Here is a 15693-nt window from a genome sequence, read left to right as displayed (position 1 = left end):
GGCTGGGGGGGAAGGAGGTGGAGTTGGGCGGGGGGGCCCCCGGGGGGGGCGGGTTGCCCCCAGGGGGGGTTGGTGGGGGGGGGTCGGGGGGGGGGGAGCGGGGTATGTGTGTCTGGGGGTGCGGGGGGCGGCGCCGGGCCGGGGCTCGCCACGCCTCCAGTGCCAAGTGACGGACCCGGACGGTAGCTGACCGTGTGTCCGGTGCCGGGGTCCCGTGGGCCTGTGTACGTCGGCCCAGGCCGCTCTCGTAGGTCCGCTCGCGTTTGCGTCGTCCCGTTCCAACCGTTGCCGTCGGCGACCTTGACGCCCCCCGGGGCCCGGTGAACACTTCCGGTGTCGGTCGACATCGCCGTACATTCTCGGCGTTCCAGGCACCACGCCGCGCGGGCCCCCCACGAGCCAAGGCCCGGACCCCCAAGGGCGATTCGGCCGCGACGGCACGCTCGTCGCGGACGCCGGGCGGGGCACGGGATCCTCCCTGCCCCCGGCAGTTCGCCAAGGGGGACCGCAACCCCTGCACGGAGGAGGACCGGGGCGGGACCGTCCCGGGCCAGGGCCTAGGAGCCGCCATGAGCAACGGAGACGTATTCCTCGGTGAGGTCATCGGTACGGCGATTCTGATCCTCTTCGGCGCCGGCGTGGTCGCCGCCGTCGTACTCAACTACTCCAAGGCGAAGGACGCCGGCTGGGTCGTCATCGCGTTCGGCTGGGGCTTCGGTGTGCTGGCCGGGGCGTACACCGCCGCGCCGCTGTCCGGTGGGCACCTGAACCCCGCGGTGACCATAGGGATCGCCGTCGACACCGGGGACTGGGACCAGGTTCCCGTGTACATCGCCGGGCAGATGGTGGGCGCCATGCTCGGGGCCGTCCTGTGCTGGCTGACCTACTACGCGCAGTTCCAGGCCAACGCCGAGGAGGACATCGCGCAGCCCACGCTCGGGATCTTCTCCACCGCGCCGGCGATCCGCAATCCCGTGGCGAACCTGATCACGGAGATCATCGCGACGATCGGTCTGGTGCTGCCGATCCTGGCCTTCGGGCTCACCAAGGGACTCGGCGAGTCCGGTACCGCGGTCCTCGTCGTCTCCTTCCTGGTGGTCGGCATCGGTCTGTCGCTCGGCGGGCCCACCGGATACGCCATCAACCCGGCCCGTGACCTGGGCCCGCGCATCGTCCACACCCTGCTGCCGATTCCCAACAAGGGCACCTCGGACTGGGGTTACGCGTGGATCCCGGTGGTGGGTCCGCTGATCGGCGGGGCGCTGTCCGGGGTGATCTTCAACGCAGCCTTCTGAAAGACGGGCCATCCGCATCACCGGCCTCGTGAAGCACAGCCTTGTGCAGGAACCGACGAAGGGGACGTCATGACGGACAAGTTCGTCGCCGCCATCGACCAGGGCACCACCTCCAGCCGCTGCATCATCTTCAACCAGGACGGCGCGATCGTGGCCGTCGACCAGCGCGAGCACCGCCAGATCTTCCCCAAGCCCGGCTGGGTGGAGCACGACGCCACCGAGATCTGGTCCAAGGTGCAGGCCGTGGTCGCCGGTGCGATCGCCAAGGCCGGACTCCGTGCCGACCAGCTCAGCGCGCTCGGCATCACCAACCAGCGGGAGACCACGGTCCTGTGGGACCGCGCCACCGGCAAGCCCGTGCACAACGCGATCGTGTGGCAGGACACCCGCACCGCGGCCCTGACCAACCAACTGGGCGGCTCGGACGGTCAGGACCGGTTCCGCGAGCAGACCGGGCTGCCGCTGGCCACCTACTTCTCCGGCCCGAAGGCGGCCTGGCTGCTGGACAACGTGCCGGGGCTGCGGGCACGCGCCGAGAACGGCGAGATCGCCTTCGGCACCATCGACTCCTGGCTGATCTGGAACCTCACCGGCGGCACGGACGGCGGCCGGCACGTCACCGACGTGACCAACGCCGGGCGGACCATGCTGATGAACCTGGAGACCCTCCAGTGGGACCAGTCGATCCTGTCCGCCATGAACGTGCCGGACGCGGTGCTCCCCGAGATCAGGTCCTCCGCCGAGGTCTACGGCACCGCGGTCGGCCAACTCGCGGGCGTGCCCGTGGCGTCCGCGCTGGGCGACCAGCAGGCGGCGGTGTTCGGACAGGCCTGCTACGACGTGGGCACGGCGAAGAACACGTACGGCACGGGCTCGTTCCTGCTGCTGAACACCGGCAACCGGCCGGTCGCGTCGAAGAACGGGCTCCTGACGACCATGGGGTACAAGATCGGCGAGGAGGCGCCGGTGTACTGCCTGGAGGGGTCGATCGCCATCACGGGCGCCCTCGTCCAGTGGTTCCGCGACCAGCTCGGCATCATCCGTACCGCCGACGAGATCGAGCCCCTGGCCGCGAGTGTCGACGACAACGGCGGCGCGTACATCGTGCCCGCCTTCTCGGGTCTGTTCGCGCCCTATTGGCGTTCGGACGCGCGCGGAGTCGTCACGGGCCTGACGCGGTACGTCACCAAGGCGCACCTCGCGCGCGCGGTGCTGGAGGCGACGAGCTGGCAGACGCGCGAGGTCGTGGACGCCATGTACCAGGACTCCGGGGTGCAGATCACCACCCTGAAGGTCGACGGCGGCATGACCAAGAACAATCTGCTCATGCAGCACCAGGCCGATGTGCTGGACGTGCCCGTGGTCCGGCCGAAGGTCTCCGAGACCACGTGTCTGGGCGCCGCGTACGCGGCCGGGCTCGCCACCGGCGTGTGGAACGACCTCGACGAGCTGAAGTCCCACTGGCAGAAGGACGTCGAGTGGACGCCGAACATGGAGGCGTCCGTTCGGGACCGCCAGTACCACAACTGGCGCAAGGCCGTGGAGAAGAGCTTCGGCTGGGAGGAGGACGGCGAGAACTAGGCACACACGCGTGGTGCCGAGAACCGGGCACGCGCGCGTGGTGCGGTGAAGCCGCGGCCCGTACCCCTGTCGGCGGGGGTACGGGCCGCACCCCCGCCGGTGCCGCGAGTCTCAGGCTTCAGGCCTCAGGTGGTGACGGTGCTGCGGTGGCGCGCCGAGTACGCCATCGCGTGCTGGACGACTCCCACGAGGACGTCCTTGACCGACTGCTTGTCCCGGGCGTCGCACAGCACGACCGGCACGTCCTCGTCGAGGTCGAGGGCCTGCCGTACGTCCTCCTCCGGGTAACGGATCGCGCCCTCGAAGCAGTTGACGCCCACGAGGAAGGGGATGGAGCGCCGCTCGAAGTAGTCGACGGCGGCGAAGCAGTCCTCCAGGCGGCGGGTGTCGGCGAGCACGACGGCTCCGAGGGCGCCCTCGGACAGCTCGTCCCACATGAACCAGAACCGCTCCTGTCCCGGCGTGCCGAACAGGTAGAGCACCAGGTCCTCGCGCAGGGTGATGCGGCCGAAGTCCATGGCGACCGTGGTGGTGCGCTTGCCCTCCACACCGCTGACGTCGTCGACCGGGCGGCCCGCCTCGGTGAGCAGTTCCTCGGTGCGCAGCGGCCTGATCTCGCTGACCGCGCCCACGAGCGTGGTCTTGCCCACGCCGAAGCCGCCGGCCACCAGGATCTTGAGCGTGACGGGCTCGACCGGGGGCTTTCCGCGCTCAGAACGCCCGAAGATCATGGGTCTCTTTCTCCTGCTTGCTGGGGGGCGGCGCCGACGTCAGGCGTGCGCGGTCACAGGGCCCTCAGACCGTTGATCACATCGCGCAGGATGCTCTCGTCCGGGAGCTCGGCGGGCGGCACCGGCCGGTTCACATGGACCCACTCGGAGTCGACGAGGTCACCTATGAGGACCCGTACGACCCCGATGGGGAGGTCGAGTTCGGAGGACAGCTCGGCGACCGACTGGGGGGTGTCCCGGCACAGGTCGACGATGTCCACGTGCTCGGGGGACAGCGACTGGTCCCCTTCGGGATCGTCCGTGTGGGGTTCGGCCACGACGACCGCGATGAGGTCGAGACGGTGCTGACCGACACTTGTGGTGCGGCCGCGTGTCATGGCGTACGGACGGACCACCGGTCCGGCCTCGTCGTCGAACCAGTGGCTTCTTCCCTGACCGTCTGTGCTCATGCCATCTCACTACCCGCCCTGAGGCAGATCGGTGCGCGGGGCGGCACCGAGATGTACACCGACCCGCTTGACCAGGAGCGTCATCTCGTACGCGACGAGGCCCACGTCCGAGTCGGCGTCCGAGAGGACGGCGAGGCAGCTGCCGTCACCGGCGGCCGTCACGAACAGGAAGGCCTCGTCGAGCTCGACCACGGTCTGGCGGACGTTGCCCGCCTCGAAGTGCCTGCCCACGCCCTTGGCGAGGCTGTGGAAGCCGGAGGCCACGGCGGCCAGGTGCTCGCTGTCCTCGCGGGTCAGGTCCTGGGACACACCGGTCGGCAGGCCGTCGCTGGAGAGCACCAGGGCCTTGCGGATGCTCGCGACGCGCTCCACCAGGTCGTCGAGGAGCCAGTTGAGCTCGCCGGAGTTGTCGGTCGCCTTCGGTGCGGTCATCGACCGTCCCCCTTAGTCGTTCGTTGTGGTGCTGTGCCGCCGGACGTGTCGTCACCTGCGGCGTTCTCCTCGCGGCCGCGCTGCCAGCCGCGCTGGAGCGAGGCCATACGGCTGCGTACCTCGTCGGCGTCCCGGTCGGCGGGCTCCGCCTGCTTCCGGGGACGCCGGTCGGGGGCCTGTTTCAGCTGCGGCGCCAGGTTGGCCTGCCGGACGCGGCGGGGCAGGGGGGCAGTGCCGGAAGCGGGGTCCTGCGGGCCGCGCGCGGGGTCACCCGCGGCGCCCCTGTCAAAGGCTCCCCCTCCGGAAGCTCCCCTTTCGAGGGCTCGCCGTTCGAGGGCTTCTCGCTCACGGGCTCCGGAGACGGACCTGACGGGGCCGAGAGCGGGGGCGCCCGGCCCTCCGGTGACTCCAGCGGCCCCCTCCGCTCCAGCAGCCCCAGCAGCCCCGTCGTCGGCCCCCGTCCCGCTGGACGCGATCTCCGCACGGCGGGTGCGTCGGGGCAGCGTGGGGGCTCCTGACGGGCCACCGAGCTGCTCCCGGCCCGGCGACGCCGAAGAGGTCGGCACCTCCGTCAACTCGTCGAGGCGGTCGGCCACGCCCGTGCCCCGGCGAAGAGCCGCGGCACGGCGGCGGCTCGGCAGCGTCGGAGGCTCGGAGCGCGAGACCGAGGCACCCGCGGTCACCGAGGGAGCCGTCTGCGGCCGGGTGGTGCCGGGGCCGATCCCGGGTGACTCGGCCGTCTCCTCGCGGCCCGGCCGCTCGTCGGTGACCGGGCGCCCGTGTGAGCTGACCAGCTTGGGGGTACGGCGGCGGGACAGCGATACGGGGGCGTCCGGACCGTCCTCGCCGAGGCCGTCGGCGTCCAGGCCGTCGTCGTCCACCTGGGCCAGGGAGCGGCGCGGCCGGAACAGCCCGCCGCGCTCGCTGTCCTCGGAGTCGAGCACGCCCGGGAAGTCGGTGAGGGCGTCCAGGTCGACGGGAGCCTCCAGTTCGACCGGGCCGTCCAGGATCGTGGGCGGCATGCCCGGCAGCGGGGCCGGTCCCCGGGTGAGCGAGACCCGCTGGGCCGCCTCCAGTTCGGCCTCCTTGGAGGGCTGGGGGCGGTCCAGGCGGAAGCCGATGCCGTTGGTGTCCGGGACGTCGTCGGTCAGCAGCGCGTCGGGGATGAAGACGACGGCCGTGGTGCCGCCGTACGGCGAAGGCTGGAGGGAGACGCGGACGTTCTGCCGCTGTGCGAGCCGGCTGACCACGAACAGGCCCAGGCGGTCGGTGTCGGACAGCTCGAACTCCGGTGTCTCCGCGAGCCGGAGATTGGCGTCCAGCAGCGCGTCGGCGGCCATGCCGAGTCCGCGGTCGTGGATCTCCAGGGTGAAGCCGTTGGCGACGCGCTCCCCCACGACCTGGACGGCGGTGTGCGGCGGGGAGAACACCGTGGCGTTCTCCAGGAGTTCGGCCACCAGGTGGGTGAGGTCCGCGACGGCCGGCCCGGTCACGGCGACCCGGGGCAGCCGTCGGACCTCGATGCGCTCGTAGTCCTCGACCTCGGCGACGGCGGCGCGTACGACGTCCATCAGCTGGACGGGTTTGCGCCACTGCCGGGAAGGGGCGGCGCCGGAGAGGATCACGAGGCCCTCGGCGTGCCGGCGCATACGGGTGGTCAGGTGGTCGAGGCGGAACAGGTCGGCGAGTTCGTCGGTGTCCTCGGTGCGGCGCTCCATGGTGTCGAGCAGGGTGAGCTGCTTGTGGAGCAGGACCTGGCTGCGGCGGGCGAGGTTGACGAAGACCTCGGAGACGCCGGCGCGCAACTCGGCCTGCTTGACGGCGGCTTCGACGGCGGCGCGCTGGAGGGTGTTGAGGGCCTGGCCGACCTCGCCCATCTCGTTCTTGTCGTACTCCAGGCGCGGGACCTCGGTCTCGACGTCCACCTGTTCGCCCACGGACAGGCGGCGCATCACGCTGGGCAGTCGTACGCCGGAGGCCTCGTGGGCCTCCAGGCGCAGTTGCCGCAGGTCGCGGATGAGGGTGCGGCCGACGCGGACGGACAGGATCAGCGAGAAGAGCAGAGCGATCAGGCCGAGGACGCCGACCGCGGCGGCCTTGATGATGACGGCCATCGCGTCCGGCCGTACCCGGTCCTGGAGGCGGTCGCCCGCCTGGTCGTCCAGCTTGGCGAGTTCGTCGAGCGCGGTGCCGGCGGCGGCGTCCCAGCTCTTGGCGCCGACCTTGTTGAAGGTGCCGGGCTCTGCGGTGGCGACGGACTGCTCGGCGGAGCGCAGCGGTGCCGTACCGGCGTTCTTCCAGAAGCGCTCGTAGCGTTCGCGTTCCGACGTCGGCAGCACCGCCAGGCTGACGTCGTACATCAGGGTGCGCTGGGCGACGAGGTCGGAGACGTCACGGATCTCGTCGTGGGTGAGCTTGCCCACCACCAGGGACGAGCCGAGCAGGGCGTCCTCGCGGGAGAGCAGTTCGCGGGCCCGGGTGATGTTGACCAGGGCCCGTGCCTGCTTGTCCAGCTCCACGCTGTCGACGCCGTCGAGAGTGGCGAGGAGGGCGTAGGCCGGGTCGACGAGGCGGTTGTACTGGTCGAGCGCCTGGAGCCGGGAGACGGTGCCCTCCTCGACGCCGCGGCGCAGCGAGTCGATGCCGTCGAAGGCGTCCAGGACGGCGGTGAGGCGCTCGTCGTCGTCCTGGTCCAGGCCGTCGCGCACATCGGGGTCATGGGCGCTGCGCCGGAACTTGGCGATGGCGTCGTCCGAGGCGTTCCTCGTGTCGCGCAACGCGGTCAGGGCGTCCGAGGCGCGCGGATCGGCCAGGTAGACGAGCGACTGGCGGCGTTCCTGCTGGAGCACGCGCACAGTGTCCTCGATGGGATAACCGAGCTTCTCCGTGACGGTCGACACCTGGTAGAGCTGGGCGACCTCACGTCCCGTCAGCACCGTGGCGAAGCCCCACACCGCGATCAGGGACACCAGCGGCACGAGAAGCAGCGCCACGATCTTCCGGCGGATCGACTTCCCGCGAAAGCGCATGGCCTCCCCCAGCTCGACCCCCACCGGGCGGGGGGTACACATGTACGTCAACAAACGGCGCGAGCCTACTACCGACGCACACGTAACTCGAAGCTCCGTCCGGAACCTGAACTTCCGTTCCCGGGTCCGGACATGGGGAGTTGTCCGCTCATTGCGGGAGATTGCCTCCTGTCACCAGGCCGTCCGCGTCCGACCGGAACCGACCGCCCAGGTCGGGCAGTTGGCTGGATTTTTTCGTTTCTTTGACGTTGGGCGGGAATCTTGAAGGGGTCTTGTTCGTCCTTCTCTTCGGGAAATGGCGGTGGATTCGGCCACAGGAGCCGCATCTGCAACTGGGCGGCGTAAAGCAGCGCAAGCCGGGCAGCCACCTTTGAAGCCCGGTCCACGGATACCGGGACGAGGAAACTGCCGGCGGTGGGGAGTGACACGGTGATGGGCACGGCGGAACGGCAGGAGGCGCCGCGAGGCGGCGTGGAGACAGCGCGTTCGAGGCCACCGCGGCGCCCCGGGGCGCCCGTTCACGACACCCCGGCGAGGGCGGAGGCACGGCCCCGACGTGAGGCGGTCCGGGAGGAGCCGTACCGGCCATTGTGGGTCGAGGAGCCGGCGCGCAGGCGCCGACTGCCCGATCCGGTGCGGACCTCCGCGGTGCGGGCGGTGCTCATCATCGCCGTGACCCTGCTCCAGGCGATGGTGGCGTTCCTGTGCACCATGGCCGGTTCCTGGCTGGCGTTCCCGATGGTGATCAGCAGCGTGGCGAGCACCGTGGTGGCCACCTGGGGCGCTCTGGACGTCTGGGTGACCCGCCAGGTGTGGAACCAGCGCAACGGCGTGGTGTCGACCCCGAGCAGCACGGCGCGCGCGCTGCGCCGCGAGCGCCGCAAGGCCCGCCGTCAGGCGCGGATCGCCGAGCGGGCTCAGCAGCGGATACGGCGCCAGGGCGGCAGCACGGGGCGGCTGTCGCACTCCTGAGCTGCGCGGCGTCCCGGGGGGAGTTCCGCTGAACTCCCCCACGGCCGCTGAACTCCCCTACGGAGTCACCGGCGCCGGACGCTTGAACATCCGTGTCGCCGTGATCTCACTGCGCACCGCCTCGCCCGCCTGGGGCTGCTGCGGCAGACCCGGGCGGAGGTGTTCCTCCACGCTGATGTACTTCAGGCCCGCCCTGAGGTCGGCGTCGTTCCGCAGCCGGATGACCAGCGGGAACTCGGCCAGCGCGGTCGTGTCGAACAGACCCGTGGTGTACAGGAGCTGGACCCCGAGCGCGTCCGACACGGCCCGCTGGAGCTCCAGCAGATACGTCGCGTTGGCGCGGCCGATCGGGTTGTCCAGGAACAGCGTGCCGGCGTGACGGTGCTTGTCCCGGCCCCGGTCGTTGGAGCGCAGGGCGGCCATCGTGCAGTACAGCGCGATGGCGGCGGTGAGCAGCTGACCGCCGGAGAACACATCGCCCATCTGTCCCACGGGCACCCGCTCGGCGCGCAGTACGGCGTCGGGCTTGAGGATCTCGACGGCCACTCCCCTGGGCTGGAGCGCGGCCGCGACCCCCCTCAGCAGCAGGGACATTCCGTCGCGCCGCAGGTCGGAGTTCTTCTTCACGGCCGCGCGGGTCGCCTCGTCGATGACCTCGCCGAGCCGTTCGGTCAGCGTGGCCTGGTCGGGCTCCTCGAAGCGGATCCGCAGGAACTCCTGCCCGGACCACTCGCCGAGCCCCTCGGGCAGCCGGGACAGCCGCTGGGCGGACCGGAGCGTGGCGAGAGCGGACTCGACGAGCCCGCGCAGCCGGTCCACGATCGAGTCACGGTTGCGCTCCAGCTGTGCCAACTCGTCGGTCAGCACCCGGAGTCGGGGCGCGAAGGCGTCGGCCCACTTCTGCGCGTGCTCGGGCAGCGCGGAGGCCGGCAGCTCGCGGATCTGCTGCCGGGCGGGAGTGCGGACCTGCTCGTAGCGCGTGGAGTTGGCGTGCCGGACGAGCACATCGCTCGCCTCCCGCACCGCGGACTCGGCCGCGGACAGGTCGGCGGCACAGCCGCGCAGCGACCGACGGGCCTCCGCGGCGGCCTGCCGGGCCTCCTCGGGGCTGCCCGGGTACGGCTCGGGCTCCTCCTGCTCGTCCTCCATGGCGTGCTCGCGCAGCAGGTCACGGAGCATCGCGGCGATCTCGTCGAAGCCGCTCGCCGCGTCCTCGGCGGCCCGGTGGGCGCCGAGCAGCTCCGCGTGCGCCTCCCTGGCCTGCGCCAACGCCTCGGTGCGGGAGGCGAGTTCGGAGGTGGCCGTACGCAGCAGCGCCTGCGCGTGCTCGGCGTCGCGCGGCTCCAGCTCCTCGGACAGCTCGGTGTGCGTCTCGCCGTCCTCGGGCGCGTGCCGCTCGGCCTCGCCGCGCAGCCGCCCGAGCTGCTCGCTCGCCGTCGACATCCGGGTCTCGAGGAGCTGCACCAGCTCCTCCGCACGGGCGGCGGCGGCCTGCCGGGAGGGGCCGTCGGAGCCGTCGGTCGACTGGAGCAGCTGTTCCGCGCGCGTGCGGACCTTGTTACTGAGCCGGTCCAGCTCGGCCAGGGCCCCGCTCTCGTCGCTCTCCGCACGGGCCTGCTCGGCCCGCAGATCGGCGCCCACGCCGACCTTCTCGTACACCTGGGACGCGGCCCGGTAGGCCTCGCGCAGGGCGGGCAGGGACGACTTCGGCGCGGCCGCGTCGTCCTCCGGTACGTCGTCGGGGGCGCCGGCGATCTCGGCGCGCTCGGCGCGCAGTGCGCGGGCGGTGCGGCGGGCGTCGTCGGCGGCCCGCTGGGCACCGCGCCGGTCCTCGTCGGCGGCGCGGGCGCGCTCCAGACAGGTCTGGGCGCGGCCCTCCGACTCGGTGGCCTCGTCGGCCAGTTCCCGCAGCTTGACCTGCCAGCCGGCCCGCTCGCGCAGTCGGTAGGCGAGACCGGCGAGTGCGTCGGCGGCCCGGCGGGCCTTCTGAGCCGCCTCCTGCCGCTCGTCGCGCGTCTGCGCGGCCTCCGCGGCCGCCTCGTCGGCCTCGGCCCGTACGGTGCGCGCCTCGGCCAGCTCGGCCTCCGCCTCCTCGGCGAACGCGCGCGTGTCCTCGGCCGCGCGGGCCAGCTCGACGAGCCGGCCGGCCGGACAGCCGGTGCGCCAGGAGGCGAGCCTGGCGGCCAGTTCACGGTCCTTGCCGAGCCGGGCGGCGAGCGACCGGATCTCCTCGTCGCGCTCACCGGCTCGCGCGCGCAACGCCTGGCGCTCCTCGTCGGCGGCGTGCTCGTCGTGCATGGCCGGGTTCGGCGGTACGAGGAAGACGTCGCCGCTCCGGGAGTCGGCCGCCGGGGTCGGCGCCAGCAGGGCCGCGGCGGTGCCGACCGCGACGGCGGAGCGCGGCAGGAGCGCCGCGTCGTTCAGCGCCTCGCGGGCACGCGCGTGCGTGTCGGGGTCGGTGATGATCACGCCGTCGACCAGTTCCGGCCGGGCGGCGAGCACGCGCGCGTGGTCGGCGGGGTCGACGGCCTGGGCGAGATAGCGCCAGCCAGGCAGCGCGGGGATGCCGTTCTCGCCGAGGAACTCGACCGTGGCCAGCACGTCGGGACCCGGCGGCAGCAGGCCGCCGTCGCCGAGCGCGCCGAGGATCCGGGAGTCGTCGGCCGCGGCGGTGCGCAGCTCGAAGAGCTGGCGCTCGGCGGAGGAGACCGAGTCGTCGAGCAGCTCACGCAGTTCGTCGGCGAAGCGGTCGAGCTCCTCGGGCGTGAGACCGCCGGCGGCGTCGAGGTGCGGATCGGTGCCGGCTGCGGCACTCTCCGTGCCGCCCTTCCTGCCGTCGGCCGCCGAGCGCGGCCCCGGCACTGCTCCGGAGCCTCCGGTCAGGCTCAGCAGCTCCGCGAGCCGCTCCTCCCCCGCCAGCCCCTCGGCGAGCCGGCGCTCGGCCTCGTAGGACCGCGCCGCCGCGGTGGCCGCGTCCTCCGCGCGGGCGGCGGTGAGTTCCGCGCGGGACTCGGCGGAGGCGGCCTCGCGGGCATGCTCGCTCGCCCGGCGGGAGGCCTCGCGGGCGGTGTCCCAGGCGGCCACCGCCGTCTTCTCGGCGTCGCTCGCGGCGAGCGCGGCCCGGGCGGGGTCGGCGTCGGGGGCGCTGTCGTCGAGCCACCCCGCGCGGACCGCCTCGGCGGTCTCCTGCTCGACCTCGCTCAGCCGCTGGCGCAGGTGCCCGATCTCGCTGCGGGCGCGCTGTGCCTCGGTGGCGGCCGAGGTGGAGTCCCGGTAGGCCGTCTGGCTGACCTCCTGGAGGGCGGCGGAGCGCTCCTCCTCCTCGTTGGCGAGGGTCTCGGCGCGCTCGGCGGCGGCGTGCAGGGCCCGTACGAGGTCGACGGCGGCCTTGGCGCGGGCGGCGAGGGCGGGGGCCGCGTCCCGCTCGGCCTCCTGGATGGCCACGGCGACCCGCGCGACCCGGTCGGCGGCGGCGCGGTGGCGCAGTACGGCCTCGGCGGCCTGCCAAGCCGCATGGAGGGTGCGGGCGTCGGCGAGCTCGCGCTTCTGGGCGGCGGCCGACTTCTCGGCGGCGGCGAGCGCCAGGGAGGCGTGCCGGTAGGCGAGTTCGGCGGCGATCAGCGCGCTGCGCTCACGGCCCGCCTCGGCGTGGGTGACGGCGTACGCGGCGGCGGTGACCCGCTGGGCGAGATCGGCCGCCCGCACCCGCTCCCGCACGCCCCGCGCGGACAGCCGCCGGGCCAGGGTGCGGGTCCGGCGTTCCGCGCCGGTGTGGATGTCACGCGCGCGTGAGCGGGCCTCGGCGGCCTCGACGATCCGGCCGAGCAGGTCCACCGACCCGGCGGTGAAGTCGCGTTCGGCGATCAGTTCAGCGCGGCGCCCCAGCTTGTTGCCGAACCCGCTGACCAGGTCGGCGAGTCCGTCGGTGTCGCGGGTGTCGGTCACGGCGCGCAGCAGCAGGTCGGTGAAGTCGGAGTCCTTCTTCACCGCGAAGAGGCCGGCGGCCTCACCCTCGTCGGCGTTCATCTCCCGCTGGTAGCGGAAGAGTTCGGGGTCCAGGCCGAGGTCGCCCAGGTGATCGATCCAGCGGTCGTGGATCTCCTCCCAGTGCACCTCCAGATGCGGATAGGCCTTGCCCGCCTCAGTGAGGGCGTCCCGGAAGCCCTTCATGGTGCGGCGACGGCCCTGGGCGGCCGACTGGCCCTCGACGGGCGGCCGTACGCCGGTGGACTCGGCGACCGGGAGGTTGTCCAGCGAGAGCCCGGGGCCCGGCCGGAAGGAGTACCAGGCCTCGGCGAACTTCCGCGGGTCATTGGAGACCTGGCGCCCCCGCCACTCGCTCACCTTGCCCACGACGACGCATTCGCCGGTGAGGGTGTGCTGCCACTCCAGGGCGACATGCCCGCAGTCGTCGGCCAGCAGGAACTTCCGCAGGACGCCGGAGCTGGCGCCGCCCAGGGTGTTGCGGTGACCCGGCAGCATCACCGAGAAGATCAGCTTGAGCAGCACGGACTTGCCGCCGCCGTTCTCCAGGAAGAGCACCCCGGCGGGCGCGGGCCGGCGCGGCGGGCCGACGGGCTCCTCCTCGAAGAACTCCGCCTGGGTGGGCGCGGGGTCGGGCACTTCCGCGCCGACTCCGCGCAGGTCAAGAACGGTGTCGGCGTAGCGCGCACCGGCGGGACCGATGGAGTAGAGGCGGACCCGGGACAGCTCGTACATGGCGGACTCTCGTAAGTCTTCGGCAGGTCAGGGAAGTTCAGGAGTGGAACGGCAGCCCGGCGTCGGCCACCAGCTCCGCGTCGTCGTCCGCGGCGGGCACCAGGGTCGGCGTGCCGTCGGTCACCGGGACGACGCCCAGCTCCAGGAGCTCGGCCATGGCGGCGCTGCCGGCCATGTCCCGCACCTGGAGCTGGTAACGAGCCGTGGTCCGGTAGGTACCGCCGTTGTCGTCCCCGGTGCGCTGGAGGAAGCCGGAATCGGTGAGGAACGCGGCGGCCTTGCCCACGATGCCGGTGGTGGACCCGGCGAGCCTGCGCGCGTCCTTGGTCGCCCCGGCCGCGCTGCGTCTGGCCCAGATCCGCCAGGCCGCCTCAAGGCCCGGGGCGTCGGTGGCCGGGTCGGTGTTCTCGCCGACCTCCTCGGCCCGCTCCTCGAGACGCCGGCAGGCCTGCCGGACGAAGGCGTCGACGCCGTTGACCGACACGCGACCGATGTATCCGTCGTCGGCGAGGTCCTCGGGCCGGGGGAACGCCATGGCGGCGACGGCCAGATGGGCGAGCCCGTGCAGGAACCGGTCGCCGCCGTCGGCCGACGTACGACGCGCGTAGTCCCCCATGCGGACGGCGAACACCGAGTCCTCGGCGGCGGTCACGGCCATCCCCGCGCGCGGGGACACCTCGAGGACGATCAGGCCGAGTCCGGCGGCGACCGCGTCGGCGAGCCGGGCGAACGGCGGGTCCTCCCGATAGCGGCGCAGCAGTTCGGCGTACTCCTGGTCCCGCGCGGGCTGAAGCTTGGGCTGAAGTCCGAAGGCGACGAGCCGAGCGGCGTCGGCGGCGTCGGCGGGGGTGACGGCGGCCGGCACCGACGGGGTCGGGGCGGCCTCCGTGTCACTCCACTCGACATGCTCACTCACGGCTGGGGCTCCTTGTCACGCGCTTGCTCACTCATGCTGCTTCCGTCCGGTCCGCCGCCATCCCGAGGGCGTCCAGCAGCGCGGTGCCGACGATGAGGTCGGCGCCGCCGAAGTCCGGATCGTCGAGTTCCGTGCCGTCGTCGACCGCGAAGAGCAGCTTCTCCTCGCCCTGGCGGTAGGCGGTGCCGACCGCGGGGCTGGCCGCGTGGATCGACATCAGCGCCACCAGGTAGGCCAGATCGAAGCCGCCGGTCCTGCGGGCCTCCGCGAGCAGCCCCGACAGGCGCCGGGGCGCGTCCGCGGGCAGGTCCAGCAACTCCTTCGCGGCCGCCAGCTGTTCCTCGCTGAACCGGCTGTCGTCCGGGGTGGCGATGAGGTCCGGCTCCGGCATCTCGGCGCCCAGGTGCTCCCGCTCCATGGGCGGCGTCAGCAGTATGTCGACGAGGTCGCCCACCCGCACCGAGACCGGTGTGCGCATGCCGGTCCCGCGCGCGAAGAACGCGTCCGTGACCCGCGTGGCCTGCTCCAGGGGCAGCGGCAGCAGCGGCGCGACGAGGTGGCCGTACAGGTCTATCCCCGAGGTGGTCATCGGTGCGGCGAAGGCCTGTCGGTCCTGCTCGGCGCGGAACAGCGGGCCCGCCTCCAGGAGCCGGGACTGGAGCTGGGTGTGGCGGCGGATGCAGTCCTTGACGATGTCGACGAGTTCGGCGGCCCGGCGCTTGTGCTCGGGGTCCTCGGACTCGTCACGTGCCTTGCGGATGTTGGTCAGGATCGCGTTCTCGTGGCGGTACCGGTCGGCGACGTGGTCCAGGGCCTCGGCGATCATGTCGGGCACGGAGTTCAGCCAGTCGACGGCCCGGACATTGCGCCGGGTCGCGTCCAGGGCCCTGCGCAGGGTCTCGGAGTACTGCACGGTCCGGTACCGGGCCTGTTCGGCGGCGAGTTGGGCGTCGGCGAGGCGGCCGCGGCTGATCAGCACCTCCAGCTTGACCTCGGCGGCGATCTGGGCGCTGGTGACATCGGTGTCCAGGGCGCCGACGAGGACGTTGACCGCCTCGTCGGTCGTGCGGAGGTAGACCGAGCCGCCGGGTCCCGGCACCTCCTCGATGAGCTTGAAGTCGTAGTCGCGGCGGACATAGGTGCCGTCCGGTGCGAACGTGCCGTAGACCGCCCGGAATCCGCGGTCGACGCTGCCGACGTTGATCAGGTTCTCCAGGACCCAGCGGGCCACGCGCTCGTGCTCGGCGACGGGTCGCTGCGGGGCCTGGGCGGCGATCCGCGGGATGAGGCGGGCGACGATCTGGTCGTGGTCGGCGCCGGTGTCGAAGTCCATGTTCAGGGTGACCAGGTCGATACCGGCGAGGGCCACCTCGGCCATGCCGTACACCGAGTACTCGCCCGCGAGGTTCGCCTTGCGCGCGTCCAGGTCGTGCAGCGGCGCGGTGCAGGCGAGCGCGCGCAGCCGCCGCGCCAGGCCCTCGTCGGCGGCCGGGCCCGGAGCGGGGCGCGGCCCCGCGCTGAACTGGGGCGGAACGCTGTCCGTCGATGCAGGCGAAGTCACGGTGCACA

General features: G+C 72.6%; 10 protein-coding genes. 3 read left to right on the top strand and 7 right to left on the bottom strand.

Going from position 1 to position 15693, the window contains the following annotated elements; all coding sequences use genetic code 11:
• Positions 1-569 precede the first annotated feature (569 nt).
• Positions 570-1295, top strand: a complete 726-nt coding sequence (locus ACFULQ_RS37985; protein ID WP_383553121.1) for an MIP/aquaporin family protein — start codon at positions 570-572, stop codon at positions 1293-1295.
• Positions 1296-1364: 69 nt separating this feature from the next.
• Entirely contained in the window at positions 1365-2876 is a 1512-nt protein-coding gene (gene glpK / locus ACFULQ_RS37980; RefSeq protein ID WP_383553118.1) for a glycerol kinase GlpK, read from the top strand.
• A gap of 125 nt (positions 2877-3001) precedes the next feature.
• Here glpK and ACFULQ_RS37975 read toward each other — a convergent pair whose 3' ends face one another.
• The 4 genes from ACFULQ_RS37975 to ACFULQ_RS37960 are packed head-to-tail and all read right to left on the bottom strand — an operon-like array spanning position 3002 to position 7517.
• Positions 3002-3607: an ATP/GTP-binding protein gene (locus tag ACFULQ_RS37975; RefSeq protein ID WP_383553115.1), complete on the bottom strand. Its 606-nt coding sequence runs from the start codon at positions 3605-3607 to the stop codon at positions 3002-3004.
• 53 nt (positions 3608-3660) lie between these two features.
• Positions 3661-4056 (bottom strand): DUF742 domain-containing protein, encoded by a 396-nt coding sequence (locus ACFULQ_RS37970; protein WP_383553112.1) that lies wholly within the window; start codon positions 4054-4056, stop codon positions 3661-3663.
• Between the two features lie 9 nt (positions 4057-4065).
• Complete coding sequence (locus ACFULQ_RS37965; RefSeq protein WP_383553110.1) at positions 4066-4488, bottom strand: roadblock/LC7 domain-containing protein; 423 nt, start codon at positions 4486-4488, stop codon at positions 4066-4068.
• Entirely contained in the window at positions 4485-7517 is a 3033-nt protein-coding gene (locus ACFULQ_RS37960; RefSeq protein ID WP_383553131.1) for a nitrate- and nitrite sensing domain-containing protein, read from the bottom strand. The genes ACFULQ_RS37965 and ACFULQ_RS37960 overlap by 4 nt, the downstream gene beginning before the upstream one ends.
• Positions 7518-7949: 432 nt before the next feature.
• Here ACFULQ_RS37960 and ACFULQ_RS37955 point away from each other — a divergent pair, with 432 nt between their 5' ends.
• Positions 7950-8489: a hypothetical protein gene (locus ACFULQ_RS37955; RefSeq protein WP_383553128.1), complete on the top strand. Its 540-nt coding sequence runs from the start codon at positions 7950-7952 to the stop codon at positions 8487-8489.
• 57 nt (positions 8490-8546) lie between these two features.
• On the opposite strand, the gene ACFULQ_RS37950 is transcribed toward ACFULQ_RS37955, so the two are convergent.
• From ACFULQ_RS37950 to ACFULQ_RS37940, 3 genes are read right to left on the bottom strand one after another with little or no spacing between them, the layout of a single operon-like run.
• Positions 8547-13208: a hypothetical protein gene (locus ACFULQ_RS37950; protein WP_383553107.1), complete on the bottom strand. Its 4662-nt coding sequence runs from the start codon at positions 13206-13208 to the stop codon at positions 8547-8549.
• Positions 13209-13245: 37 nt separating this feature from the next.
• Positions 13246-14124 (bottom strand): hypothetical protein, encoded by an 879-nt coding sequence (locus tag ACFULQ_RS37945; protein WP_383553104.1) that lies wholly within the window; start codon positions 14122-14124, stop codon positions 13246-13248.
• A gap of 31 nt (positions 14125-14155) precedes the next feature.
• Positions 14156-15685 carry a hypothetical protein gene (locus tag ACFULQ_RS37940; protein ID WP_383553101.1) on the bottom strand — a complete coding sequence of 510 codons (1530 nt, stop codon included), beginning with the start codon at positions 15683-15685 and terminating at the stop codon, positions 14156-14158.
• Between the last annotated feature and the right edge of the window lie 8 nt (positions 15686-15693).

This window comes from Streptomyces sp. NPDC057253 (assembly GCF_042669125.1).
Lineage (GTDB): Bacteria > Actinomycetota > Actinomycetes > Streptomycetales > Streptomycetaceae > Streptomyces.
The sequence above is the reverse complement of the archived record's forward strand: the minus strand, read 5'-3'. Positions and strand labels throughout refer to the sequence as shown.